General features: G+C 46.1%; 28 protein-coding genes and 1 riboswitch. Of the genes, 2 read left to right on the plus strand and 26 right to left on the minus strand.

Annotated features, from left to right (window positions below):
* Positions 1–246: 246 nt before the first annotated feature.
* The 14 genes from QF041_RS20500 to QF041_RS20565 all read right to left on the minus strand — a co-directional run bounded on the left by QF041_RS20500 (position 247) and on the right by QF041_RS20565 (position 13,203).
* Positions 247–1,200: a ribose-phosphate diphosphokinase gene (locus QF041_RS20500; protein WP_017691370.1), complete on the minus strand. Its 954-nt coding sequence runs from the start codon at positions 1,198–1,200 to the stop codon at positions 247–249.
* Between the two features lie 101 nt (positions 1,201–1,301).
* Positions 1,302–2,693: a bifunctional UDP-N-acetylglucosamine diphosphorylase/glucosamine-1-phosphate N-acetyltransferase GlmU gene (gene glmU / locus QF041_RS20505; RefSeq protein ID WP_260633062.1), complete on the minus strand. Its 1,392-nt coding sequence runs from the start codon at positions 2,691–2,693 to the stop codon at positions 1,302–1,304.
* Positions 2,694–2,770: 77 nt separating this feature from the next.
* Complete coding sequence (locus QF041_RS20510; RefSeq protein ID WP_307415470.1) at positions 2,771–2,965, minus strand: hypothetical protein; 195 nt, start codon at positions 2,963–2,965, stop codon at positions 2,771–2,773.
* Positions 2,966–3,048: 83 nt separating this feature from the next.
* On the minus strand, positions 3,049–3,333 hold the full coding sequence (gene spoVG, locus QF041_RS20515) for a septation regulator SpoVG (protein ID WP_017691372.1): 285 nt from the start codon (positions 3,331–3,333) through the stop codon (positions 3,049–3,051).
* A gap of 188 nt (positions 3,334–3,521) precedes the next feature.
* Positions 3,522–4,349, minus strand: a complete 828-nt coding sequence (gene purR, locus QF041_RS20520; RefSeq protein ID WP_017691373.1) for a pur operon repressor — start codon at positions 4,347–4,349, stop codon at positions 3,522–3,524.
* A gap of 97 nt (positions 4,350–4,446) precedes the next feature.
* On the minus strand, positions 4,447–5,301 hold the full coding sequence (ispE, locus tag QF041_RS20525; protein ID WP_036606140.1) for a 4-(cytidine 5'-diphospho)-2-C-methyl-D-erythritol kinase: 855 nt from the start codon (positions 5,299–5,301) through the stop codon (positions 4,447–4,449).
* Positions 5,302–5,450: 149 nt separating this feature from the next.
* Positions 5,451–5,627, minus strand: a complete 177-nt coding sequence (locus QF041_RS20530) for a small, acid-soluble spore protein, alpha/beta type (protein WP_017691375.1) — start codon at positions 5,625–5,627, stop codon at positions 5,451–5,453.
* A 248-nt stretch (positions 5,628–5,875) separates the two neighbouring features.
* Complete coding sequence (gene veg / locus QF041_RS20535) at positions 5,876–6,151, minus strand: biofilm formation stimulator Veg (protein ID WP_017691376.1); 276 nt, start codon at positions 6,149–6,151, stop codon at positions 5,876–5,878.
* Between the two features lie 153 nt (positions 6,152–6,304).
* A complete protein-coding gene (gene yabG / locus QF041_RS20540) occupies positions 6,305–7,201 on the minus strand; it encodes a sporulation peptidase YabG (protein WP_017691377.1) in 897 nt (298 codons plus the stop codon).
* A gap of 59 nt (positions 7,202–7,260) precedes the next feature.
* Complete coding sequence (gene rsmA / locus QF041_RS20545; RefSeq protein WP_307415471.1) at positions 7,261–8,163, minus strand: 16S rRNA (adenine(1518)-N(6)/adenine(1519)-N(6))-dimethyltransferase RsmA; 903 nt, start codon at positions 8,161–8,163, stop codon at positions 7,261–7,263.
* A gap of 4 nt (positions 8,164–8,167) precedes the next feature.
* A complete protein-coding gene (gene rnmV / locus QF041_RS20550; RefSeq protein ID WP_017691379.1) occupies positions 8,168–8,713 on the minus strand; it encodes a ribonuclease M5 in 546 nt (181 codons plus the stop codon).
* Between the two features lie 155 nt (positions 8,714–8,868).
* Positions 8,869–10,053: a resuscitation-promoting factor gene (locus QF041_RS20555; RefSeq protein ID WP_091039099.1), complete on the minus strand. Its 1,185-nt coding sequence runs from the start codon at positions 10,051–10,053 to the stop codon at positions 8,869–8,871.
* Between the two features lie 273 nt (positions 10,054–10,326).
* Positions 10,327–10,580: riboswitch (cyclic di-AMP (ydaO/yuaA leader) on the minus strand.
* Between the two features lie 241 nt (positions 10,581–10,821).
* Positions 10,822–11,592: a TatD family hydrolase gene (locus tag QF041_RS20560; RefSeq protein WP_307417020.1), complete on the minus strand. Its 771-nt coding sequence runs from the start codon at positions 11,590–11,592 to the stop codon at positions 10,822–10,824.
* A gap of 333 nt (positions 11,593–11,925) precedes the next feature.
* Positions 11,926–13,203, minus strand: a complete 1,278-nt coding sequence (locus QF041_RS20565; RefSeq protein WP_237178564.1) for an HD domain-containing protein — start codon at positions 13,201–13,203, stop codon at positions 11,926–11,928.
* Positions 13,204–13,520: 317 nt separating this feature from the next.
* Here QF041_RS20565 and QF041_RS20570 point away from each other — a divergent pair, with 317 nt between their 5' ends.
* The gene (locus QF041_RS20570) at positions 13,521–13,775 is read left to right on the plus strand and encodes an AbrB/MazE/SpoVT family DNA-binding domain-containing protein (protein WP_024633700.1); all 255 of its coding nucleotides are present in this window, start codon (positions 13,521–13,523) and stop codon (positions 13,773–13,775) included.
* Positions 13,776–14,054: 279 nt separating this feature from the next.
* Here QF041_RS20570 and rsmI read toward each other — a convergent pair whose 3' ends face one another.
* The 12 genes from rsmI to QF041_RS20630 form a co-directional block, all read right to left on the minus strand.
* Complete coding sequence (gene rsmI / locus QF041_RS20575) at positions 14,055–14,942, minus strand: 16S rRNA (cytidine(1402)-2'-O)-methyltransferase (RefSeq protein ID WP_307415472.1); 888 nt, start codon at positions 14,940–14,942, stop codon at positions 14,055–14,057.
* Positions 14,943–15,722 carry a tRNA1(Val) (adenine(37)-N6)-methyltransferase gene (locus tag QF041_RS20580; RefSeq protein WP_307415473.1) on the minus strand — a complete coding sequence of 260 codons (780 nt, stop codon included), beginning with the start codon at positions 15,720–15,722 and terminating at the stop codon, positions 14,943–14,945.
* 95 nt (positions 15,723–15,817) lie between these two features.
* Positions 15,818–16,186: a DNA replication initiation control protein YabA gene (yabA, locus tag QF041_RS20585; RefSeq protein WP_017691386.1), complete on the minus strand. Its 369-nt coding sequence runs from the start codon at positions 16,184–16,186 to the stop codon at positions 15,818–15,820.
* Between the two features lie 28 nt (positions 16,187–16,214).
* On the minus strand, positions 16,215–17,015 hold the full coding sequence (locus tag QF041_RS20590; RefSeq protein ID WP_053778939.1) for a PSP1 domain-containing protein: 801 nt from the start codon (positions 17,013–17,015) through the stop codon (positions 16,215–16,217).
* A 117-nt stretch (positions 17,016–17,132) separates the two neighbouring features.
* A complete protein-coding gene (holB, locus tag QF041_RS20595; protein WP_253428866.1) occupies positions 17,133–18,104 on the minus strand; it encodes a DNA polymerase III subunit delta' in 972 nt (323 codons plus the stop codon).
* Positions 18,105–18,113: 9 nt separating this feature from the next.
* Positions 18,114–18,557 (minus strand): YaaR family protein, encoded by a 444-nt coding sequence (locus QF041_RS20600; protein WP_017691389.1) that lies wholly within the window; start codon positions 18,555–18,557, stop codon positions 18,114–18,116.
* Between the two features lie 343 nt (positions 18,558–18,900).
* Positions 18,901–19,230 carry a cyclic-di-AMP receptor gene (locus tag QF041_RS20605; RefSeq protein WP_017691391.1) on the minus strand — a complete coding sequence of 110 codons (330 nt, stop codon included), beginning with the start codon at positions 19,228–19,230 and terminating at the stop codon, positions 18,901–18,903.
* A 61-nt stretch (positions 19,231–19,291) separates the two neighbouring features.
* Complete coding sequence (gene tmk / locus QF041_RS20610; RefSeq protein ID WP_307415474.1) at positions 19,292–19,939, minus strand: dTMP kinase; 648 nt, start codon at positions 19,937–19,939, stop codon at positions 19,292–19,294.
* 217 nt (positions 19,940–20,156) lie between these two features.
* Positions 20,157–20,849: an LrgB family protein gene (locus tag QF041_RS20615; protein ID WP_307415475.1), complete on the minus strand. Its 693-nt coding sequence runs from the start codon at positions 20,847–20,849 to the stop codon at positions 20,157–20,159.
* On the minus strand, positions 20,819–21,247 hold the full coding sequence (locus QF041_RS20620) for a CidA/LrgA family protein (RefSeq protein ID WP_083677614.1): 429 nt from the start codon (positions 21,245–21,247) through the stop codon (positions 20,819–20,821). Before QF041_RS20620 ends, QF041_RS20615 begins: the two co-directional genes overlap by 31 nt.
* 509 nt (positions 21,248–21,756) lie before the next feature.
* Positions 21,757–23,565, minus strand: a complete 1,809-nt coding sequence (locus QF041_RS20625; RefSeq protein WP_307415476.1) for an aminotransferase class I/II-fold pyridoxal phosphate-dependent enzyme — start codon at positions 23,563–23,565, stop codon at positions 21,757–21,759.
* A gap of 257 nt (positions 23,566–23,822) precedes the next feature.
* On the minus strand, positions 23,823–24,008 hold the full coding sequence (locus tag QF041_RS20630) for a sigma factor G inhibitor Gin (RefSeq protein ID WP_017691396.1): 186 nt from the start codon (positions 24,006–24,008) through the stop codon (positions 23,823–23,825).
* Between the two features lie 501 nt (positions 24,009–24,509).
* On the opposite strand from QF041_RS20630, the gene QF041_RS20635 reads away from it, so the two are divergent.
* Positions 24,510–25,034, plus strand: a complete 525-nt coding sequence (locus QF041_RS20635; RefSeq protein WP_036606136.1) for a hypothetical protein — start codon at positions 24,510–24,512, stop codon at positions 25,032–25,034.
* Positions 25,035–25,474 lie beyond the last annotated feature (440 nt).

Genomic DNA, 25,474 nt, shown 5'->3' on the forward strand with positions numbered 1-25,474 from the left:
TCTTCCGATCGCTGTTATCCCCAGATTTTTTTACTCCCCTCTTCAAAGGGAAAATCCGGTGATAAAGGCGAGCGCTTCGCTTCTTCAGATCTTTTCTGCCCTCTCCGTTATTGTGTAGATTAGTAGTTCAAATTATATGGACTGACCAGCGTCTGTTTCACTTTTAATAAAACGGCACGCCGACAGGGGTTACATTTTCCATTGAACCGGAAAACGTAACCCCTCTACTACTTTATGCAGACATCCTTATTCAATTTCAAACAGCTTGCTGATTGACAATTCCTCATGAACCCGGATAATCGCTTCTCCGAGCAAAGGCGCTACAGACAACACTTTGAGTTTGCTTGTCGGATTAGCATGCGTAATTGGAATGGTATCCGTTACGATGACTTCCTTCAATGGTGCATTCTCCAAACGTTCCATCGCAGGTCCGGACAATACCGGGTGAGTACAGCACGCGTATACTTCTTTAACGCCGCCTTCCATCAGAGCATTCGCTCCCAGTACAATCGTTCCCGCCGTATCAATAATGTCATCGATCAGGATGGCTGTTTTACCCTCGATGTTACCGATAATGTTCATCACTTCGCTCACATTTGGCTCAGGACGACGTTTATCGATAATCGCCAGGGGCGCATTCAGGAAATCAGCCAGTTTACGTGCGCGCACTACGCCACCGTGGTCAGGCGACACGACAACCGGATTTTCGATCTGTTTCGACCGGAAATATTGAGCCAGAATTGGCACGCCGAGCAAATGGTCGACCGGAATGTCGAAGAATCCCTGGATCTGCATTGCATGCAAGTCCATCGCGATGACACGGGTTGCACCCGCTTTTTCAATCAGGTTGGCAACCAGTTTCGCTGTAATCGGGTCACGCGAACGTGCCTTGCGATCCTGTCTTGCATAGCCATAGTAAGGAATAACGACGTTAATCGTCTTGGCAGATGCCCGTTTGAGTGCATCAATCATAACGAGCATTTCCATCAGGTTATCATTAACCGGCAAGCAAGTGGACTGCACGATATAAACGTGACAACCCCGAACACTCTCGGAGAGTTTCACTTGAATCTCGCCATCACTAAAGCTGGTTGTGTGAGATTCACCCATAGGGATCCCGATATAATCAGCAATTTGATGGGCAAGCTTGGGGTTAGAATTGCAAGTAAATATTTTTAATTTCGAATCAAAATAAGTCATAAAATAAAAACCCTCCGTGCTGGTTCATTGGAATCAATAAGCGTCTGCGACATGTCGGCACCTCCCCGATCTTCGGGAGGCAATCTTGTTATCAAAACCCCTTATTGGGGTTTGGCATTTTGTTTCTTGGCTTTGGCACGTCCGCGAATCTTCTCCGCATAACCAGGTTTATTCTCCTGACGTGGACGAGCAATGGCCAGATCATTCTCGGGAACGGAATGGGTAACGGTGGAGCCAGCAACCACATAAGCGCCTTTTCCTACCGTAATCGGTGCAATCAGATTGACGTTGCTGCCAACAAAAGCATCATCTTCAATCGTTGTCACAGCTTTATTATAACCATCATAATTGACAGTTATTGCCCCGCATCCAACATTTACGTTTTTCCCTACTTTGGCATCCCCAATATAGCTGAGATGAGATACTTTGGATCCTTCATCAATTGTAGCATTTTTCACTTCAACAAAGTCACCAATTTTTACGTTGCGACCCAGTTTGGTCCCTGGACGCAAATTAGCAAATGGACCAACCGTTGCATCAGAACCAACCTCGGCATTGGATACTACCGAATGTTTAATCGTAACTCCGTCCTGAATAACGCTGTCTTCCACATCTGCCTGAGGACCAATATGACATGCTTCACCAATGGAAGTTGTGCCTTTGAGAATCGTCCCCGGATACAAAACTGTATCTGATCCAATCGTAACATCCGCTCCGATATATGTCGATGACGGATCAATGATTGTAACACCGTTCAACATATGGCGTACGGCAAGACGTTCACGCATGAAGGCTTCGGCTTGCGAAAGTGCAAGTCGGTCATTAACCCCGATGGATTCTGCGATGTCATCCGACATGTAAGCTTCAACCACTTCTCCATCATTGCGGAAAATGCCAACCACGTCGGTGAGATAATACTCTCCCTGAGCGTTCTGGTTCGTCACTTTTTCCAGGGCAGCGAACAATTTTGCATTATCGAAACAGTATGTGCCCGTGTTAATCTCATTCACAGCATCTTCCTGCTCCGTGCAATCCTTTTGTTCCACAATCCGTTGTACAGATCCATCTTCTCCGCGAATAACGCGGCCATAGCCTTTGGGATTGTCCAACTGAGCCGTAAGAACTGTGGCTGCTGCTCCGCTGCTCTCATGCAGCTTCATCAGACCTTCCAACGTCTCACTGGTCACAAGCGGTGTATCTCCACAGACCACAATTGTAGAGCCTGTTTCGCCGCCAAGCAAAGATTTAACCTGCTTCACTGCATGACCTGTACCCAATTGTTCTGCCTGGAGTGCATACTCCGCTCTGGAACCCAAAAATGACTGCACCGCTTCGGCACCATGACCGACTACAACTACACTGCGTTCAACGCCTGCGCTGAGTGCTGCATCCAGCACATGTCCAACCATAGGTTTACCGCATACGGGATGCAGTACTTTGTACAATTTTGATTTCATTCGTTTTCCTTGCCCTGCGGCAAGAACGATTGCCATTCGTTTCAAAATTAACGACCTCCTGTTCTGAAAATCCCATTGAAATGCATTGCTGATCTATATCCAATGAGTATCGTTCAGCCGGCTTCAAGCCGGTTCTGTTCATCGCCTGCTGTCTCTGTAATCACACGTAACAACGCGGACACCAACGAATCGTGACCTATATGTATACGCCGTGTACCTGCGAGCTTAACCGAATCCCAATGATTCCTAAGATGCCGCCCTGCCACCAAGCGCACGATGCGCTTTTTGTTCTCTGCTAATAAACTCAATACTGAATATATCTTATTCCGGTCAAAAAGAAAAGAGAGCCATAAGACATGGCTCTCTTTTCCTTCGAACCCCAATAATGTTCTCAGGCACCTTCTTCAATGACTTCTTCCTCAGTTGCCGCACGATCGTATTCAGTCAAAACTGCTGCCTGAATCTTCTCACGCGTACCGGAAGAGATCGGGTGGGCGATATCACGGAACTCTCCATCAGGAGTACGTTTGCTCGGCATAGCAACAAACATTCCGTTGTTACCATCAATGACACGAATGTCATGAACGACGAATTCGTTATCGATGGTAATGGATGCGATAGCCTTCATTCTCCCCTCCGAGTTAACACGGCGGAGTCTGACATCCGTAATTTGCATGTGTGTGTTCACCACCTTTTTCCATCAGAACTTGGTGTATAATTCCACACAGCATATACGAACTCCTTCTTTTTATAACCACAAAAATTTCCTAATTTCAGGAATTTTTTTATTTAATACACAATTCGACAACGTTAGTGCCAGGTCGATGGAAAAGACCTTTTAACGACATAACATTCGTCATCTTTCTACAGGTCAAAATAGTTGCCAGGCTTGACGGAAATCTGTCTGCTCTTGGCATCAACCGCTGTCAGTTTCGCCAGAGATACGTAATCTGTTAACAGGCGTTCTTCTGAATCTACAGAACCAGATTCCACCAGTACCCCTACCCCGGCAACTGTAGCATTAAACTCGGCCAAAAGATCGATCATTCCTTGCACCGTACCCCCGGCCTTCATGAAGTCATCCACAATAAGTACTCTGGAATGCTCACGCATCGCCCTGCGGGACAGGGACATGGTATGCAGACTTTTATGGGACCCGGATACATAATTGATACTTACGGCCGATCCTTCTGTAGCCTGATGGTCCCTGCGTACGAGCACGACAGGCAGGTTGAGCTGGGCTCCGGTCGCATAAGCCAGTGGAATTCCTTTGGTTTCTACCGTCATAACCACATCAATATTCATATTGCCAAAGGCCGTTGCAAAGATCTTGCCGGCTTCATTCATCAATGCGGGCTGACCAAGCAAGTCGGACATGTACAGGTATTCTCCAGGCAAGATCCGATCAGGTTGCGCGAGCTGGGTCGAGAGCCGCTCCGCAAATGCCAATGCCAGTTCTCGGGATACCTTCGGAATCCATCTTACTCCCCCGGCTGCTCCAGCCAGTGTATGCAGTTCTCCTGACCCACCTTCTTCGAACACTTCCTTGATAATCGCCAAATCTTCACTAATTGAAGACTTTGCGGCACCATAACGTTCGGCAAATGTGGTCAACGGAATAACCGTATGCGGTCTGGACAATAAGTATTGCGTCATTTCAACCAGCCTTGCGCTTCGTTTTAACTTCTTCACAGAGATCCATCCTCACGATCACGGAAACATCCAAATCCGAATAATTATTTAAGAATATAACACCTTTATACGTGTTTGTACATTATAAAAGCGAATTTTACGTTAACATACGTACAGCGTACACTTCTTTACAGAACCCACGCAGACCATTGTATATCCGGGCTACCTTGGATTCTTTGGAAACCAATCCAAATACCGTTGGACCGCTACCAGACATTAACACGCCGTCTGCACCCAATCGAATCATGGCATCCTTCAGATGCTGAACTTCCGGATACAGCTTCAACGTTACATCTTCAAGCACGTTGCCCATCTGATTACAGACTTCCGTAAATGATTGATTGCGAATAGCCTGCTCCATTTTAGCTGCACTCGGATGACGAACAATCTTGTCACTGCGGAACCTTCCGTACACATCGGCTGTAGACACATTAATCGGAGGCTTGGCCAGAATTACCCAGCATTGCGGCGGATTAGGAATGGGAGTTAACTTCTCACCACGGCCTGTAGCGAGTGCAGTCCCTCCTGTGATACAGAATGGAACATCCGACCCGAGTTCAGCTCCAAGCTCCTGCAGTTCGTGATCCGGTATATTCAACCGCCACAGACGGTTCAATCCACGCAGCGCTGCTGCTGCATCACTGCTGCCGCCGGCAAGTCCGGCTGCAACTGGAATCTTTTTATCCAGATGAATATGGACGCCCGTACGCACGTTATAGCGTTCCTTAATGAGTCTGGCTGCCTGGAAAGCCAGATTCTTCTCGTCGAGCGGGATATACCCCGCCTGACTGGAGATGAAAATAGTATCTCGCGGCAGCTCCGACATTTCCAGCCGATCAGCCAGATCGACCATGGTCATGATCATTTCAACTTCATGGAATCCATCGCTTCTTTTATGTAAAACGTCCAGCATCAAATTAATTTTAGCAGGCGCTTTTTCGTAAATTTTCAAGGCGTTCACCCGTCCTCACCTTTTCCCTAAGACAACTTAACATATTATATCAAAATGGGGCTGTCAAGTCATTTGTATTCCGCATCTAAGGGGAAAAAGCGGGGATGTTCCTGACGGATTTCCCCGCTTTTCAGTCAGCTTGAACCAGATTAAGATTTGCGGGCAGCCTGCTCAGCAAGTTGAATGGCTCTTTTCACCATGTTTCCTGCATCCTTGGCTTTGATTCCACCCCAGCCTTCCTGTTGGACCGTATCATAGAAGCCCAAGTCTTTCGCAAGCTCATTCTTCAGATCCTCTGACATGACACTTCTTCTTCTGCGACTCATGAGCCATCCTCCTCCAAAGTATCCTTCATAATGTGATGAGTTCGTTCACGTTTTGGACATCTTGCCATCAGGCCATATTCAGTTTCCTGCATTGCTTAAGAAACTGTCCTTCACCTGTCCATATAGTATGCCGCGACCGTTCCTCCCTCATTCCTGAGTATGTATGGGTTACGTTAGAGGGAGAATTGGTGTTTAAAACAACAAAAAAGCGATCCGCCTTGTGGGGCGAATCGCCTGTAAATCGATACTTACGTCTCCATATAGGAGCTATGCGTCTGGCTGCCCGGGTCATAAACCATGACTTCCACCGACTCCGTAAGTATATCCGCATAACTATAAGATACTCGCTTGAAGGTTTCTTGCTCCTCATCAAGCTTAACAATAAAAACAGAAGGGTACGTTTCTTCCAATACACCCGTACGCTCAATGGTCTTACGGCGGCCACCATTAGCCCGCAACATAATTTTCTGACCAATATGTGCATCGAGATTGCGTTTGATATCCAACAGCGTGTTTTTAGCCATTGTCGACGACCACCTCTTTTCTTGTCCATTATACCGGATTTTACAGTCATTGTCAAATCAAAACTAATTATTATATCAGCATCAAAAAGTTGTTGTCAATGAATTTTTTTGCAAACAAAAAAAGCCCCAAATTGGGACTTTAAATGGCCTACATCAGACTGCCGACGGGTTCACTTTTAGCGTAGATAAATCATTCAGCCCGGGCAGACCTACCCGGTAACTCCCCCTTGTCTCGACACCACCCACACCCTGGCTGCCACTGATGGTATTGTGCAGAACATCACTCATGTTGACCGTATCCCGCACAGAGGTAAAGGAGGCCTTGGCTGCCACATAGACCGGGTCAAGTGCATGAATGAGAATTCTCCCTGGAGAACTGGCAAAGTTCGCTCCAGCGCGCAGCAGTGCCTCAAAATGGGACTGACAGGCCCCTGCCACAATGGTGAGTGCGTCCAGATGGCGTTCATATTGTCTGGCCACCTGAATGGCCGACACAAAATTTTGCGAGTTCTTGTAGCTACCAAGGCTATATAAGTCATAGGGCTGACGTGTCTTTAGCACCCCATCATGACCCGTAATAACTACGATATCCGGACGTACTTTGGGTAATAATCGGTATAAGGTATCTGCCATTGCCGATTCATGGACATATTGTCCCTCTGCAGGCACACGAAGTTGCTCATAGAGATCCATACTTTTTTTCAAATAGTTCGGATCTCCATCCAGATGAAGCACCTTTCCAGGCATTTCAAAATAAGCCGGTTCCTGCTGAGCAGACCAATCCTGTACCAGACCTTCACGATTCCGCTCAGCCTGTTCCATACGATTCTGCTGCAGACGGGACAGGGTCTGATGTGCTTTAATATGCGCCTGTCTGGTCTTGGCGCTTTGTGGTTCGTAGGGAACCTGTATCAAATCGTCCACCGGGGAATCGGCAATCAGCCGGAACTCAGTCCCTTTAATGACCGCAGCATCCAACTGGAGGCCTTCCACCCGAAAAGTCACATCGCCGCCGTATGACTTCCGAACGACCAAGTCTCCGATATTCATCAACGTAATCACCTCTACCCCATCGTATGGGCAGAGACCCGGTTTGGTTCATTCAAATTTTACAGCGCTGCACGTACCCCTGCTTCCCACATTACGGTGCTGAGTGTGGCATACTCTTGCAGACTCAACGTCTCTCCACGTCGGGACGGTTGAATACCTGCCTGCTCCAGCAGAATGTCTGCCTGTTCCCGGTTCTCCTTTGTGAAGAAACGTGCCTTCAAGTTGTTTGAGATTGTTTTTCTCCGTTGGGCAAAAGAAGCCTGTACCACTTCGAAGTAGTGTGCTTCATCCGGAATCTCCACTGGTGGTTTCTCACGCACTTTCAGCTTAATGACAGCTGATTCCACATTAGGTTGCGGAATGAAGACTGTAGGCGGCACAATACACACAAGCTCCGGCATACTGTAGTACTGAACTGCGATGCTTAGACTGCCGTAGTCTTTTGATCCCGGTGCAGCAGCCATGCGTTCAGCCACTTCTTTTTGGATCATGACAACAATGCTGTCTACCGGCAGTTTCTCTTCAAGCAGTTTCATCATGATTGGAGTCGTTACATAATAAGGCAGGTTAGCCACGACACTGACTTTGTCCACGGATGCAAAATCCGTATTAAACAACTCAGCCAGATCAAGCTTCAGCACATCCCCATGATGAACACGTACATTCGAATAAGGCTGCATCACTTCTCCCAGAATTGGGATCAAGCGCTGATCAATCTCTACGGCTGTGACAGGGCCGGCTACCCGAGCCAGTCGCTCCGTAAGGGCCCCAATACCCGGCCCGATCTCTAACGCGCCCTTGGACTCGTCCAAATCGGCTGCATTAACGATTTTGTTCAGTATATTTTGATCGATCAGAAAGTTCTGACCCAGACTTTTCTTAAATGAGAATCCGTGTCTTTGAATAATCTCTTTCGTACGCTTGGGCGTTGCAATTTCAATCGTCTCTTCCATGTCCTTCATATGCTCACAATCCTTCACGTTCAATTTGCGCTAATGCTGTAGAGAACTCTTCCCGTGTAATCTGAAATACACTGAGACGTTTGTGGAACTGCTTACCGTTACAATATCCGATGCCCAGCAGATTGCCCATCTCCATGCGACGTGCAGCAGCCTGCGGATGCACAATAAGTCCTGCTGCGATCAGGTCCTCCCAATCGATCAGGCTCGGAGCACCTTCGTATGAAGTATGTACGCGCGCCAGAGCATGACGGATCGCCTCTGGTGAGGCATTCTCCACCCCAATGTCCCCTTTGCGCGTTGCATCGGCTTCCGGAATGAAGGCATGTTTGCAGCCAGGCACCTTGTTCGCAATAATTTTTCGAATGCGTTCGCCAGCATGATCCGGATCTGTCAGTACAATGACTCCCCGTCTCTCCTGAGCAAGCGCAATCCGCTTCAGAATGCGTTGGTTGATGGCTGATCCACCTGTTTCTATGGTATCGGCTTCCACGGCCCGACGGATAGCTACCGTATCGTCACGGCCTTCCACCACAATGACTTCTTTTATCATGTTCCATTTCTTCCTTTCTAACGCAAAAAGAAGAGGAATATCCTCTTCTCTGCCAAACGGCGGGGGAGACTGAATTCAGACTCCTCCGCCGCATATTCCGCATGAATCATTCATGCAACTATTTTATAGCATTCCCATTTCAAAGTAAAACGATTTTAGTTCGCTTCCGGCTTCACCGGACCGATCACGTAGACCGTCTTGCCTTTCTTACGTCCAAAATTCAGGGCATGCTTCACACTGTCATAATACACATCAATTTTGTTGCCTTTAATGGCACCGCCTGTATCTTCCGCACGACGGAATCCCAGACCTTCGATATATACCCACCAGCCAATTGGAATGACTTTGGGATCAACCGCAATGGTGCGTCCTTCCGTTACACGAGTACCGGAAGCTGTTTTAGTTCCAATGCCAGGCTCTTCGGAAGAGTAGGCAGTCATGGATACATTTTTAAGTACTTTGGAGTATTTAAAAGAAGTTCCGGATACGGTAATTACTTTGCTGCCCGAGGCAGATGTTTTCTTCGAGTTCGTTGTTGTAGCCTTTTTGGTTGTTGACGTTTGAGCCGATACGGTCTGAATCTCAGGTTCCTTCACGACCGGTTTTGCTTTGGTGCCGACAGCGATCACTTTATCTACACGATTATTCGCGACAGATTTGCCGACCATTTTTTTGGAGACCAATTCTCCATCCTGAAATACCTTTTCGATATGCTGTACAATTGTGCCTTCTTTGCCGTTCACAACGACACGGTTATCCCCTTTGTACAAGCTAGGGTCAGCCGTTTTAATGACTTTGTAAGCGATCGGTTGCTCTACATCCACTGTACGCTTTGTTACGCGCACTACACGGATCTTCATCTCCGCTTTGATCGCAGTTCCAAGCGCCGGATACACTTTATCATTACTTTCAACTTGAATACCTGATTTTTGGATTGCATCTTCTACCGATGAATCGGTTGTATACAGAGTCTTGGTGTCTCCGTCTGCCGTAATGTTAACTGGAACGGCCCGCTCAATAACGATTCGGTCTCCATCTGTAATCGCCCCATTCATGGACATGGATACCTTATCGTGAGGGCTGACTGTGATCGACTGCTCCTCCAGCATTTCCTGAAGCATTCCTGTACGAGTCTCTACCACCTGAGCTTTGCCATCAATAACCAGTGAAATTTGTTTCCCGGCCTGACCGTAAACGACTAACAAGATCATGATTGTAAGCGCAATTGAGAAAATCGCGATCAATGCCATTTGACGCATGTTCTCATGCTTCCACCGCAACGCGAAAGACTTACTGGATGATCGTGACTCATGGGTCTCTTCTGGTTGGAATGTGCCCACTTCTCCGTCCTCCTTCATAGCCTCGCCGTCTAAAGTAATGCATGATGTCTTTGACGTGACTATACCAAATTTTCTACAGAACACAGATCGGACCAACATAATCCGGTTCTGCACCATGAATCAATCTTCGCAACATGATGTCATCCTCCTGAATACCTACCGTATGATGACAATATTTCTTTTATTCAAAAACAAAAAAGCCAAAGAAAGAGTGTAAGAGGAACTCTTTCGTGGCTTCCGAATGACTTTGAATATCGGAAATTCATGCACGAGGTTGCCTCTCTTTTTCCGCTTGCGAGGTTAGCTGTCGGGTTCGGGCGAAAGAGAGCCGCCCTATCTTGGGTCACCCGCTCATGGCGGACGCCCTTGAATTCACCCCGAGACCCAAAGAAGAAATCAAATATGGCTTCGCAGTTCCCTTCGCTGCTTTTGGGTCAGCGAACGTTGCGCATCGGCCAAATACACCGATGTTTAAGCCCTATTGGTTCCCCCGCTCTCCGATAACGGAGACTCAGCGAGACTGATTCATGAAAGTAATGTTGTTTCATCGGAAAGTGTCCCTTTGTTCATCCCCCGAACATCTGTCCAATTTTCCGCACAACAATTCACTGAAAAGATGATATCCTGTTTTGATGCATGTTGTAAAGCGTTGATCAAGTACGTTTTTCTGAATATTTGGTTAAAATATTGTAATATTCTTGATTTATTTGGATCAAAGGGCAAATTACCTCCGCTTACCTGCCTTTTTCACCTCATTTGCTCGTTTTTTTACCGAATTCCAAATCGTTCCATGGCATTTTTGGTTGTTATTGCAGCAATTTCCTCCACCGAAATGCCTTTAATTTCCGCAGCTGCCTCTGCAACCAGACGTACATGCGCTGTCTCATTTCGCTTCCCACGATAAGGGTGAGGTGTCAAATATGGAGCATCTGTTTCAATGAAAAACCGGTCCATAGGAACCTTCTCCAGCACCTCTTTGGGCTGCTTTGCATTTTTGAATGTGATCGGTCCTCCGAAGGAGAGATGGAAACCCATATCGAGACAACTTTTTGCTGTTTCCCAACTGCCCGAGAACGAGTGCATCACACCACCAACTTCTCCCGCCTTCTCTTCACGCAAAATTCTTATGATATCCTCATGTGCATCCCGATTATGGATGACAATTGGCATGTTCACTTCACGCGCCAAAGCAATTTGTTGTCGTAATACGCGATGCTGTATCTCTTTTGGTGAAGTATCCCAGTGATAATCCAATCCAATCTCACCGATCGCAACCACTTTTTCATGCTTGCATAAAGATGCAATCCACTCCAAATCGCCCTCCTGCATTGTGATCGCATCTACGGGATGCCACCCTACAGCTGCATATATAAAGTCATATGTTTCAGCGAGTTTCATTGTGGTTGGAATTGTCTCCCGGTTAAAGCCAATGTTGATCATGCGACCAACTCCTGCATCCACAGCACGCTGAATCGTGTCCTCGCGGTCCTCGTCGAATTGTGGTGCATCCAGATGTGTATGTGTGTCGAACAGCATCATGTCTGTATCTCCCTTCATGTCGAAATAACGACTATCTTCTTTTTCAAAATCCAATTTGTAAAATTCAATAATTGATTGACTCATACATAAAACATTTTGGGTAATCTGTGTATTACATCATTACGTTTGTTTCTTCACAACTACAATATATAGAAGATATACGGATATTCTGATCTATATATTGCTAATTGTGCTCATTCTGCCTGCTTGCATTTACAAAATTATGTCGATCTACATATACTCCCCATTAAAGCAGATTACTGTATCATGGAAAATAGCTCTTTTAGAAAGTGTTTTGATATCGAAATTCTTCATCGGATTATACCCACACGATTACAAGAAATAGGGGCGTATATGTGACGGTAATTCGTGAATAATCGCATCCACCTTGTTTTGCGGGTAATACAAATGATGTTTCCCTCGGTGAAGCCCACTGATGGAACGGACAATGTCAGATACTTCTGACAACTCACGTAAATTGTCCTGTCGATCCAGAAGAAGAATCTGCTTATCTGTGGATTCATCCGGACGAAACACATCATACGGATTATCCGAAGGAAAATCAATTTCAAGATCATATTCGGGATCGAGGCCAGCCTGTACAAAAGCTTCCCGAATCTCTTCCATCATTGTCAAGTCGACCTGTTCAAGCTCTACATACTTATATAACTTGCGATCCATAAAACGTTCGCATAACTCACTCAGAACAGTATCGTCCTCCTTGCGCCACTGCGTAAATGCCGTCTGAATTAATGCTTCATCCAACTGCAAATATTCATCCACGGATAATTCTCCTTCAAATAATTGAGGGAGTGGATCAATCATGAAGCGGAATTGAAAACCATGTTGTATGAGTGTTTTCGCTCGCTTGAATATTTGCCGCAATATAATTTCAGAACTACGAGTTACCGGATGGAAGTAAATCTGCCAATACATCTGATACCGAGACATTAGGTAATCCTCCACAGCATGCATGCCTGACTCCTTGACTACAATCCGCCCATGATAAGGACGCAGCATCCGAAGGATACGATCAAGGTCAATCGTGCCGTAATTTACACCTGTAAAATAGGCATCCCTGAGCAAATAATCCATTCGGTCTGCATCAAGCGGACTGGTCACCAAGTTCACCACAATCGGCTTTTCATACGTTTTTTGAATGACAGACGCTACTTTCTCAGGAAAATCAGGAGCATACCGTCTTAAGATCGCCCCTACTTCGGTATCACCTGTAATAATGCGACATGTCCAATCTTCGTGATTCATGTCAAAAGCTTCCTCAATGGAGTGAGAGAATGGCCCATGCCCGAGATCATGAAGTAAAGCTGCACACAGAGCTACAATCTTTTCTTCCTTCGGCCAATCCGAATAATGACTTCTTTCAAATTGAGAGATGATCTTGCGTGTGATCTCATAAACACCTAGTGAATGTGAGAACCGACTATGCTCTGCTCCGTGAAAGGTAAGGTAAGAAGTACCCAGCTGACGAATCCGGCGTAAACGCTGAAATTCCGGGGTGTTAATTAACTGCCATATAACCGGATCTTGCACGTGGATATAATTATGTACCGGATCTTTGAATACTTTCTCTTCCGTTAAACGTTGTTCCATGTCGACTCACTCCTTTAATTTCTTTTATATTAACGCTTTGAGCTCTGCGATTCACCTAAGATTCGACACCATATGACGAACTTTGTCGAATTAAGTAGTTTTGTCGTTTTCCAAATCGACAAAGCTGACATTGAGGTTTAAATGCGAAAAACGGCTTCCAATCCCTTACCACCAGTAACCTTGTGAAAAACAGCCTTAATTTTAAGCTAATTTTAAGGTTGACTGATTTGGGAATCGTTGGTATGATGAGTATCATAAAACATAAAATAATGTCGAATAATGACAAAGATAGTTAGCTGAGAGGAGCACTGATTATAATGATGAAATCAACAGGTATTGTAAGAAAAGTGGACGAACTGGGACGGGTAGTTATTCCAATTGAATTGCGCCGTACGCTCGGTATTGGTGAAAAAGATGCTCTGGAAATCTACGTTGACGGCGAGCGCATCATGTTGAAAAAATACGAGCCTGCTTGTATCTTCTGTGGTAATGCAGAGAACGTTACTTACTTCAAAGGTAAAATTGTTTGTAACGAATGTATTTCCGAAATCCCTGCACCTGTGACAAAATAAGAAAAACCAGGTATACTGGACTTATCTAAATTGTTATTTCTAACCTTTTTAATATTCCTTAATGACCTTCCCGGTGTGAACCCCACCGCGGAAGGTATTTTTTTGCCTTGTTATGGGTTCCATTACCCAAAATGATTCTGTCACACACGAACTGGGAGAGAACAATGAAATTTATTTGGAATTTTTTTGAGCCACTCTGCTCTTTTTAATATTCCACTAAGGTTGGATATAAGCTTCTTTTCAGGTTATGTTCCCCACAACAGAAGATATTGGGTTAGATTACTGCTCGATTAATGCATTATATACATCACGCTTCGCCAAGCCGCGATCGGTAGCCGTTTTTTTCATTGCATCTTTGCGGTTATGTCCTTCACCCTCATAATGGCTGACATGATCCGCGAGTGACATGAGCTGCCACCATGCTTCGCGCTCAGCCTTACGCTCCTCTTCCTTAATGCCTTCTACCAGCAAACAGTACTCGCCAAGAGGCGGATGTTCTTCAAGCCAGTCTATACATTCCTTCACAGTGCCCCTTGCGAATTCCTCATGACGCTTGGTTAGTTCACGAGCCAGGACAATCGAGCGATCACCCAGAATTTCTTCGAGGTGGACTAATGTTTTCCGAATACGGTGAGGCGATTCATAAAATAACAAAGTCCCGTTGGATTCGTCAAAAGCCTCCAGCACTTTTCGCATGTCCTTTTTCTCCCGCGGCAAAAAACCGCCGAATGTAAAACGCTCCGTCGGTAATCCGGACACGATCAGAGCAGACAACGCAGCGTTGGGTCCAGGGATGGGAATGACCGTTATTCCGGCCTCCAGTGCAAGCTGTACAAGATCAGAACCAGGGTCCGAAATGGCTGGCAAACCGGCATCGCTGACGAGTGCCAAATTTTTTCCTTCTATTATATAGCGTATCAGTTCAGGTCCACTCGCCCCCTTATTATGCTCATGATAACTAAACAGCATCGAAGGTGTAATTTCAAAATGGGTAAGCAGCTTTCGGGTCTGGCGTGTATCTTCTGCTGCAACGATGTCACAACTCTGCAATGTCCTGATGGCCCGGAAGGTCATATCCTCCAGATTACCAATGGGTGTTCCAACCAGATATAGCTTGCCTGATCCTTCAGGCTGCTCCGCATAGCTTTTCTGAATATGCAAAGTCATCTAAAGCCCTCCTTTCGTAGTACGCTCAGCTTGTTGCTGACCATAGTAAATATCCATAATCTCTTCGCAGTATGTCCCCTCTTCATTGTAGACAATGAGTGGAGGAAGCATCCTTACTTCCGGTTTACCATCTTTCATTCCTTCAATTAATACCATGTTGGCTTCCAGATGAGCACGGGGATGTACCATCCGAATCCGTTTTGGTTCCAGCTTATATTCGCGCATGAGCGAGATAATCTCTGCAAGGCGCTGTGGACGATGAACCATCGATACTTTGCCACCATTACGTACAAGTCGACTGCAAGCTTGTATCACTTCTTCCAGGGTACATCCGATCTCATGACGTGCCATTGCCTGATGTGTGTTCATTTTAAGATCACTGCCATTCAGAGGCATATATGGAGGATTAACCGTTATTGCATCGTATACAGCATGTCCTGTTTCTTTCACCAGTTCTCGCAAATCACCTTCACGAATCATAATCGACTCGTCCAGTGTATTTAATTGCACACTGCGACGCGCCATATCAGCCAAACGTGGCTGAATCTCGATCCCTTCCAGACTAGCCTGCGTGCGCGTTGTAAGCAAAATGGGAACTACCCCGTTACCTGTACATAAATCAAGTACACGACCCCGTTTAGGTACGGAAGCAAACCGGGCTAATAATACGGCATCCATCGAAAAACTAAACACTTCATCACTTTGAATGATTCTCAGATCATGAGAGAGCAGATCATCAATCCGCTCTGACTCATGTAACACAACTTCATTTGCTTTCATATGTTACGCTCATCCTCCGGTACTCTATATCTCATGTTCGTTTAGTTTAGGTTTATAACCTTGAAAAAAAACCGTAGGGGATCCCTACGGTCACTTCATTTATTCAAAAAAGACAGGCAGAACAGACAATCGCCTTCCGTCCGCAAATGTCCATAATAGACGTTGCAGATATGGAAGCCTTCGTGATACAACCGAGCCAGATTATCATACCCTTCACCCACAACATCCTCGCCTGTAGCCGGACCTGCTGGCCTTGCTACAGGAGCGAGTGCTGAGGAGATCGGCAGATCTGCCGGAGCCTCACGTTTGAGCAGTTTGCGTAACTGCTCATTCTCGATGGTAAGCCGCTGATTATCCTCAAGCAGCTCCTTCACAATCATTTTTAACTCTCCTAAATCACCGTGCAACTGACCCAGTTGGGTTTCCATTTCATGAATGTGCGTAAACAGATTTTTCTTTTCCAAGTTTCCACCCCGAAGCAACCTTTATGGTTTACTTGATAACGACGTCATCCAGCGGAAGTTCTTTGACTTTACTGATGTCGAACAGTTGAACATGGACTGTGCGGCTACCGGCATTAATTCCGACAACTTTTCCTTCACCCAATGAGGTGACGACCAATTTGCCTACAGCTGGCAGTTCTTCTCTCACACTTTCATAGTTATCATGCTCAAATTTCAGACAGCACATGAGTCTTCCGCACAACCCTGAAATTTTCGTCGGATTCAGTGACAGGCTCTGATCTTTAGCCATCTTGATTGATACCGGCTCAAAGTCTCCCAGCCAGGAAGAACAACACAACACACGGCCGCAAGGTCCGATTCCGCCAAGCATCTTCGCTTCATCACGTACACCAATCTGTCTCAGCTCGATTCGTGTCCGGAATATGCTTGCCAGATCCTTGACCAGCTCCCGGAAATCAACTCTTCCTTCAGCTGTAAAATAAAATATAATTTTATTGCGATCAAACGTAAATTCCACATCGACCAGCTTCATTTTGAGGCCATGGTCTTTGATTTTATTTAAACAAGTACCGAATGCTTCTTTGGCTGCACGTTTGTTCTCATCAACCACACGAGCATCTGTCTCGCCCGCAACGCGGATGACTTTCTTCAGCGGCAACACCACATCGGACTCGCCCACTTCCTTCTTACCAACAACAACCTTACCGTACTCTACCCCCCGCGCTGTCTCCACGATAACGCAGTTTTCTTTCTCAATGGGAAGGTCCAGGGGATCGAAGTAATAAATTTTGCCCGCTTTTTTGAAACGGACACCCACTACACTGTACAAAAAATTAACCCCCTTGTAAGCCAACCCCACTTCGTCTGAAGCCCCGTCTTCTTAGGGAACCGGCCGAAGTTATAACCGTTTGCATATGATTGGGGCTAACTCTGCCCTCTCCCAGTCTTATGCCAAACCGATCAAAAATTGCTCCAGACAAAGCTGGCCATTGACGTTGAAACGCAATTTTTTTCTGCATGCTGCGGCCATATCCATATAGGAGACCCACTGCTCTGTGCTGCGGGTATGTGCCAGCTGAGATAACATGTCTAACTGATCTATAAAAACGATATGTTCATGCCTATCGTACTGAACATACAGCATGTCCCTAAACCATAGATGGAACAAACTAAGCAACATGTCCAGATGTTCAGAGAGTCCGGTTTTAAAAAGCTTCTGCTGTGCAGAGATCAATGATGTACTTCCTCTACCCAGGGACTCCTTCCCTAATTGTAACATTACGTTTCTAATTTCTGCAAACCAATTCTGCTGGAGAATTTCTCTACATGCTTCCAATCCTGACGCTAAATGGACGGCAGAGCGAGCCAGATTGGCAGGGTGCCCTTCCTCAATTAGTGATTGCAGCATCTCTTCCGGATTCAGTGCGCTGAACGGTACCAATTGGGAGCGTGAGCGGATCGTTGGCAACATGGCCTGTCCATTATCTGTAATCAGGATGCCGACTGCTGGTACCTGCGGTTCTTCCAGAAATTTGAGCAAACTGTTTGCTGCCTGCACCGTCATTTTCTCGGCTTGTTCTATAATATATACTTTGGGATGGCCTGCCTCTGATCGGTATGAAAAAATACGCTGCAGATCCCGGATTTGATCTATTTTAATGTTGTTTCCATCTGGCGCAAGCATGGTTAGATCCGGATGGTTACCATGATCTACCTTACGGCATTCAAGACACTGCCCGCATGCGTCATCTTCAAGCTCTGTACAGAATATTGCCTTGGCAAAGGTAATTGCCGTCTTCCGTTGCCCGCTACCCGCTGGACCGCTAAACAAATACGCATGGCTTATCGCCTGACGCCTCAAACTGCTTTGTAACATTTGCTTGGCCGCTTGTTGACCCATAATCTGTTGAAAGGACATACTTCCTCCTCAGAAGCTTAAATTAATAAGCATCCCCCGAATTTCGCCTACTTGTTGTAATAGAGAGATTTTTCCTTCTTCTGTATCCAGTAGTTCATCAGCCATGGATAACAGAGCGGAGTCAATTTCATCAATCAGCTTATACCGCTTACCTCTGCCACGACGATCCCAACCCCTTGTCTCTTTCATGGATACACCGCGACGAACGGTCTCTTCCAGGAACCTTTTAACAAGTTGCTTATACGCCTTCAGTTCACGAATCGTCATGGAACGTGCCAAGCGATCTCCCTGAAGCTGGATTTCACTAAACCGGCGATTCAGTTCAGCTTGTGAGGCCCGTTCCCCCTGGTGATTCATCATATCAGAGAAATTTTTGGATTGAACCGGTTTGGAACCTGAATCAGTAGAACTGATCCCGCTCTGAATCGGTCTGAATCCAGGATTGATTTTCATGGATACGCCCGCTTTCTATCATAGTTAGCCAATCGCCCATCAGCACAGTGCGCGTTGCGCCTGTGCGTGAGAATGAGGCTTTTATATATGCTGATCACACTCTATATATAATGGTAGATACACATCACCATCAAGGACTTTTTCATTGTAGTCAACCTCTTTCCGAAAGGAACCATTCCCCAGCTGGGAAATGCTCATCCGGAAAGAGTATGCTGATTCTTCTCGTCAAGAAAGGCGTTCCGTAAGTGGCACGCACGAACTCTGTTAACTCTTCTTGCATCCATCGTTTCCAACATGCTATCGATCATGAAGGACCCTCATGGGATCCATGCAATAGGTTTAATTAGAAATGTTCGAAGCGATCTACCGGGAGAACAAATACAGTAGCTCCGCCTACTTGAACTTCAACAGGTAGCGGCAGGTAAGAGTCGGTTGTTCCACTCATCGGTGTGACCGGAGTCACGAGCTGTTCACGAACCTTACAGCTGCTGCGAATGACGTTCATTACGGATTCGACTTGACCATCATCGACACCGATCATAAACGTCGTGTTGCCTGCCTTCAAAAATCCGCCCGTACTGGCAAGCTTCGTTGCCCGAAAGTTTGCTTTGACCAATGCGCTGGATAATCGGTTGCTGTCTTTATCCTGTATAATCGCAACAATCAGTTTCATCCTGCATAACCTCCTTTAGAATAAGCACCTTTATCAAATGCCCTGTCTATATATTAGACAATTACTCGTCAAAATCCTTCAAAATCCCTGTTTCCAGCGACAAAATCATTGCTGCCAAGACATCCTCCTGCTTCATGGAAGCATCGATAACCCTGATCCGTTCTGGGAACTGCTCTTTTAATAGGAAGTAACCCTCTCGGACTTTACGATGAAACTCCAGATTTTCCAGATCCAGACGGTTCACTTCCCGGCCATCATGAGCATCGATCCGGCCAAGCCCCACTTCAGGCTCAATGTCCAGATATAAGGTCACATCCGGCATGAGATCACCAATCGCAAAACGATTAATGGCCCATACATTCTCTATCCCGAGTCCACGGGCGTAGCCTTGATAGACCAGACTGCTATCGACAAATCGGTCACAGATGACTGCCTTTCCAGCTCTCAGCGCAGGCTCTACTTTCTCCGCCAGATGCTGGCTGCGTGCAGCTGCATACAATAGCGCTTCGGTTCGAGCATCCATTGCCGTATGAAGAGGGTCCAGAATAATTGAACGTATTTTCTCCGCAATCTCAATTCCACCAGGCTCTCGCGTAACTACGTAAGGTATACCCCGTTCTTCAAAATAAGAACCTATTCTACCGATCATCGTTGTTTTACCGGAACCCTCTCCCCCTTCCAGCGTAATGAATTTACCTCTGCGCTGCATATGCTTCCCTGCTTTCTATGTCGATAATTGCATCTATTGCTGCTGTAATTGAATATGCTTAGACCCTCTTGCTACAAGATATGATATCCCCCGCCCAGAGGTGTATAGCTACAGCTATATCGGTACGTAATAATAACACCAAGATCATACAAGCTTGTTTCTTTCTATAATACTATAGGTCAGCGGTTACTCCAACATGAACAACAAAGTAAAGCGTTCAACCGTAGATGATCCATACCCATAATGGAAGCATAATTGATCCGGCAATGGCACTGACAATCATGGAAACTGAACTGAGGGCTACCGCATTCTCTCCATATTCAAAAGACCTTGCCATGCCGAGGGCATGAGATGCTGAACCCAGTCCAATCCCATAGGCATGTTTACTGCGGACTTTGGCCCATTTCAAGAGCATCGGCCCCAATAATATCCCTGAGAATCCTGCAATCATCACAAACAGCGATGTGAATGAGGCATTCCCTCCAACCTGATTAGCGAGTTGAATAGCCACAGGAGTTGTGACTGATTTTGGCAACAAAGCGATGACCATTTCCTGAGGATAGCCAAGCAGAATGGCGATTAAAGCACCTGTGGAGACACCTGTAATACTGCCTCCGATTGTCCCACCCACAATGGGAATGATGTTTTGCTTCAGCACATGCAGATGTCTGGATAAGGGAAAAGCGAGAGATACAACTGCTGGACCCAAGAGCTCCTGTATCCATTTGCCACCCAACATGTATGTATCCAGCTTTATACTGGAAATCACCAAGATCAGGATCAGTATGGCAGTCGTTGTGAGTACAGGCATAAGGATCGGCCATCTCAGCCTTTTATATAGTCGAGTGGCTGGAATGTATACAGCGATGGTTAGTGCGATCATTCCAATTCCGAGGATGAATGCTGACAAGTGATCGCCTCCTTTTTACCTGAATGAGACGATCTCCATGTCATGAGCCACTCACTTAATTTGGCAGATATCAGACATGTGATTAATGTGCTAACGATTAAACCCAGAACCAATAACAATGTGTTAGCTCGAAAAAAATCAAAATGATTAATAATGCCCACAGTTGGTGGGATGAACAACAATTGCAGATGAGATTGAAGCCACGTCGACCCTTCTTCTCCCCAGCTCATTTTGATCCATCCCAGTTGAATGGTGACAAACAATACCAGCATGCCCACAATACTGCCTGTTAACGGCAGATGTAATACAGCTTGAATCAAGTTTCCAATCCAATAAAAACCGTACATCAACAAAACTTGCAGGACTATTCCTGTATATTTTTTTAGCGGAATACCCAAAGTGTTCCCTTCTTTCTTATGTCTATCTATATAAGTTGAACTAAAGCGTGTCTTCAAACTGAACGTGTCTGGAGCAGGGCACGGAGCGGGAGCGCTAACGACCCTGTGACGTCTTATTCAGCGATTTGAAGCGCCCGCAGCAATCTAAGGAATCTGAAACACGCTATATTGGAATAACCAGCCGTTTACAGCGTGTTTGTTAGGTGAATTTGGTTAATAACGTGTCTCAGGTTCCTTACAAAATAAAAGGAGGACTCGAAGGCTAAATAAGATGTCCTCGGTTTCTTAGAAAATCGTCTGGACAATTCGCCAGGATCAGCAATCCTTGACTTCAAGATGTTGGACCCTGACATCCTTCAACGTATTGCATGCCTGAGTTTGAAGACACACCCTAGCAACTAGATTAATGACCAAGAGACCCTCACATATGTAGGGTCCGGTATCGCTATCCGTATTGGTCATATTGCCTACCTATTGGTGAATGCAATTCAGATCTTCATGTGTTCCCTTCATTCCTTCATAACCTTCAATACCTGTAGAGATGCATCGGATACCCCATGAAACTTTGCACCTTCATCCCGCAGGAGTTGTATACGAGCCACCATCGATGTACTAATACGTTCACCCGGATATACAAGCGGAATCCCTGGAGGGTATGGAATAACCATCTCGGCTGATCGACAACCCGCGCTTTCTTCTATTGGGACATTAATCGTATCCGTATCCACAATCGGTTGAAGTGTAAAGGGGATCGGTTCTGAGTAGCGAGTGTTTTCTTGTAAATTGTTCCACGTGGAAATATAATGAGCCGAACCTTTCGCAATCTGTTGCGATGGCTCTGCAGTGGATTGGATCTGCTCATGCCCATCCGCAGAGCTGATATGGTGTAAAGCTTGCAACAGGTGCTGAGCATCTTGCACCGTTGAGCCCAGGCTGAAGAGTAAGACGACGTACCGTTCGTCGCTCATCTCGGGCACACAGCCGCATACTTCCAGCTGCTGCTGTAGCCCATAACCGCTCAGCACCCCTGCGCCGTCATAGATGACGGCCTTGAATGGGTCCTGAGCGGTATACCCCGCGGCAGATGGCATCGCCGCCGCGGTCAGGCCCTCCCGTGTCTGCTGCGCAGCGGACACGGACATGCCAGCCGGCTTCGCAGTTCCGGCTGGGGGTTCTGGCTGCAGCAACTGAAAGCGCGGCAGCTCCGCGAGGCCACGCTTAAAGGCATTCACGGCGGCGAGCCCCGCCGTGAATGTGTTCGCGCCCTGCACATGCAGCAGCCGGCGCGCAAGATCAAGCGAAGCCATCACCGGGTATGATGGGCTTGAGCTTTGCACCATGGCCAGGCGCTGCCTTAACAGGGACCAGTTTAACCGTGGTCCCTGAATGTGCAGCATGGCACCCATGGTGAAGGCCGTCAGCATCTTATGTGTCGACTGCACGACACCGTCTGCTCCGGATGACAGTGCAGAGACAGGCAGCTCCGGATGCTGCCCATAATGCGCGCCATGCGCTTCATCCACGAGCAATGGCATGCCAGCTGCGTGGCACACCTCGGCTATGGGCGTCAGATCAGCGCCCATGCCGTAATAATTGGGCAAAGTGACCAACACGCCCTTTGCCTCAGGATAGGCCTGGACAGCATCCTGCACCGTCTCCACCGACGGCATGACTGCAAGTCCAGACGCAGGATCAACCCACGGCTCCAGAAATACAGCTCTTGCGCCTGCCAGCATCAACCCGTGAATAACGGATTTGTGCACATTCCGTTGCACCAGTACAATACTGTTTGGCTCGTCACACACGGTGAGCAATAAGGACAGATTACCCGCAGTACTGCCTCCCACAAGGAAGAAACTCTCCTCAGCGCCAAAACAATCTGCCGCAAGCTCCTGTGCTTCCTGGATCACACCTTCTGGATGATGCAAATCGTCGGTGCCCGTGATCTCCGTAACATCCATCTCCATCATTTCCAGAAATGAACGCACTGGTGTCAGTTCTATTTCCAAACGAACCCCTTCGTCACCAAAATGTTTCCCGCTCGCCAGATCAGCCCCATGCTCATCCACCGAACTGAAACGCTCTACCTTCTGGTTAACATTCTTTCCTCCATCATTCTGAATCTCACCGTTGTGCTGGTGTTCCTCATTGACGATATCCTTAACTGGAGGTTGCCCTGCTTCTGCTTGTTCTACCAAATGTCGATAAGCTTGTCCATTCTTATGCCCAGGCACATGAAAAGAACGTTGCTTCGAATCACGATACGCAAGCAACGCTTCATATAAAGGGGCTCTACTTGATTTATTTTTATGATCCATGAAATATCCATCCTGTACATATATAATGTGCGCCCTATGCGCTTCAAAATGCTTCCTAATCCAAGGAACGCACTTCTTCCCCATCTCCACACGCTCTACTGCAAATGATCTATACCATTATATCAGCATACGCCTTCCCAAGATGGCAAACAAGACATTCTCTCCTCTTAAAAACAGAAAAAGGCCCATTGGGCCTCTATACACATCAGCATCGTTACAATGTGATGTTTCGCTTCTACTTCTATTAGCAACATTCATTATGCGTTTTTTTGTACCCAAATTTGCTTCATTTGATGAATAAAATAATTGTACTTGGCATCCTGCGCGTCGGTATGAACCATTTCTGCTTCACAAGTGTCACATATGAATTCAGATACAATAAAAATGCCTTCTCTTTTTCTTTGCTCGCAGATAATACATGTGTGTTCGGCATGTTCTTCCATGAACCATCCCACCTTGTTTTACGTTTACTATCAGTATTACACAGTTTCTATTATTTTAAACATTTTCATAGTGCTTTCTTTCTATAAAATATATATATTCGCCCGCCCCCTCTTGGGTGTCTGTACCGAAAAATACATTCATTCTCCCTACAAGAACGTCACCTGCTTATGTATATACAGTTATCCTGCATTCCATCGCATTTACCTCTACATCACGTATCCCTTGGCCTGACTCAAACTTATATTCAATTTCCTTAAAAAAACTTGGAATCCCAGCCGATATATAATACATGATAACGATATCAAAGCCTGACAGTCCGTGTTTTCGGGAGTATACTGAGATAAAAGCTCCATCGAATCTCAATATCTTGTACAATCGTCATGGCGTGAGATACAAGGTTCATATATACATACATGTATGATTCATTCCCTTTTACTCGTGTAAGAAAAACGAATACCTACCCCACACAAACGTGAATCCGAAGGAGGATATATAATCGTATGATCGCCGAACCGGAGAATAAAGCAACGTTTTATCAATACCGGCTTCTGAAAAAAAAGGCTATCGCCCGCAGTGTCATTTACAGCTATCTGTGTCTGCCGGTCATCATGCTCTTATTCAATCTACTCGCATTCTCCTGGACTGGCCTCTTCTTTTTTGTACTGGCAGGTCCAATCACCATCTGGATTCATTATGTCATCGCCAGAACAATATTACTTCTGGTCCGTACCTCTTACGCCAAACGCTGGCGCTGGAATATGCGTATGCCCTGGTTAGGTTATATCCCTGATCAGCATTTTAGCTTCCGTATGTTTGTCCGGGTACACCTTAACATGAGCTGGATTGGATTATGTATCATTACAGTATGTTTGATATGGTCGCCATTGTCCTTCACCCTCTCGCTGATCTTCTGGCATTTGTGGTTGCTGGGTCCTCGCTTGTATGTTGTAATGGTACTCTCCCGTGAGCGCAAAGACGGACTCATCAAATTGAATGAACAAGATGTCTCATACTATCTGCAATAACGCTCCCTCATTTATGCAATACTCAATGTACCTCACTTACCTGTAATACATAATCGCTGAGTCCTTTGAATAATCTGGTGCAAAATCATGATCGTGTATCGTTCAGTTGACTCAGCCTCATATGCTCAAATAAAGGTTATCCACTGTGGATAACCTTTATTTGTCGTCCCCTTCTTATCCCTTATCCACAGTATGGGTATAGTAAAATGAGTTATCCCCACTCGAGGCTCCGTTCTTCTCCTCTTTTCCTCCCGCTGCTCCATATCCTCATAACACCAGATATCTCGTAGATCTTACACCTTTGAGCGATCTTTTGCCTCAGTCTCAGCTCTATCTGCCTTCTAGCTGTTTTCCATCAGCCATTCATTACCTTAATACCTTTATACAACTTATATCTCTCCCCCTCTACTTTTAGCGCTCTACACTCCCCTATGCTTCAA

This window comes from Paenibacillus sp. W2I17 (assembly GCF_030815985.1).
Lineage (GTDB): Bacteria > Bacillota > Bacilli > Paenibacillales > Paenibacillaceae > Paenibacillus.

Bases quoted from the DNA above. Each gene is read 5' to 3' on its own strand.
- QF041_RS20500 (WP_017691370.1), bottom strand. From the start codon at position 1,200: ATGACTTATTTTGATTCGAAATTAAAAATATTTACTTGCAATTCTAAC.
- glmU (WP_260633062.1), bottom strand. From the start codon at position 2,693: ATGGCAATCGTTCTTGCCGCAGGGCAAGGAAAACGAATGAAATCAAAA.
- spoVG (WP_017691372.1), bottom strand. From the start codon at position 3,333: ATGCAAATTACGGATGTCAGACTCCGCCGTGTTAACTCGGAGGGGAGA.
- QF041_RS20530 (WP_017691375.1), bottom strand. From the start codon at position 5,627: ATGAGTCGCAGAAGAAGAAGTGTCATGTCAGAGGATCTGAAGAATGAG.
- veg (WP_017691376.1), bottom strand. From the start codon at position 6,151: ATGGCTAAAAACACGCTGTTGGATATCAAACGCAATCTCGATGCACAT.
- yabG (WP_017691377.1), bottom strand. From the start codon at position 7,201: ATGAATATCGGAGACTTGGTCGTTCGGAAGTCATACGGCGGCGATGTG.
- rsmA (WP_307415471.1), bottom strand. From the start codon at position 8,163: ATGAAGGACATGGAAGAGACGATTGAAATTGCAACGCCCAAGCGTACG.
- rnmV (WP_017691379.1), bottom strand. From the start codon at position 8,713: ATGATAAAAGAAGTCATTGTGGTGGAAGGCCGTGACGATACGGTAGCT.
- QF041_RS20560 (WP_307417020.1), bottom strand. From the start codon at position 11,592: ATGATGCTGTTCGACACACATACACATCTGGATGCACCACAATTCGAC.
- QF041_RS20565 (WP_237178564.1), bottom strand. From the start codon at position 13,203: ATGGAACAACGTTTAACGGAAGAGAAAGTATTCAAAGATCCGGTACAT.
- QF041_RS20570 (WP_024633700.1), top strand. From the start codon at position 13,521: ATGATGAAATCAACAGGTATTGTAAGAAAAGTGGACGAACTGGGACGG.
- rsmI (WP_307415472.1), bottom strand. From the start codon at position 14,942: ATGACTTTGCATATTCAGAAAAGCTATGCGGAGCAGCCTGAAGGATCA.
- QF041_RS20580 (WP_307415473.1), bottom strand. From the start codon at position 15,722: ATGAAAGCAAATGAAGTTGTGTTACATGAGTCAGAGCGGATTGATGAT.
- holB (WP_253428866.1), bottom strand. From the start codon at position 18,104: ATGTCCTTTCAACAGATTATGGGTCAACAAGCGGCCAAGCAAATGTTA.
- QF041_RS20600 (WP_017691389.1), bottom strand. From the start codon at position 18,557: ATGAAAATCAATCCTGGATTCAGACCGATTCAGAGCGGGATCAGTTCT.
- QF041_RS20605 (WP_017691391.1), bottom strand. From the start codon at position 19,230: ATGAAACTGATTGTTGCGATTATACAGGATAAAGACAGCAACCGATTA.
- tmk (WP_307415474.1), bottom strand. From the start codon at position 19,939: ATGCAGCGCAGAGGTAAATTCATTACGCTGGAAGGGGGAGAGGGTTCC.
- QF041_RS20625 (WP_307415476.1), bottom strand. From the start codon at position 23,565: ATGGATCATAAAAATAAATCAAGTAGAGCCCCTTTATATGAAGCGTTG.
- QF041_RS20630 (WP_017691396.1), bottom strand. From the start codon at position 24,008: ATGGAAGAACATGCCGAACACACATGTATTATCTGCGAGCAAAGAAAA.
- QF041_RS20635 (WP_036606136.1), top strand. From the start codon at position 24,510: ATGATCGCCGAACCGGAGAATAAAGCAACGTTTTATCAATACCGGCTT.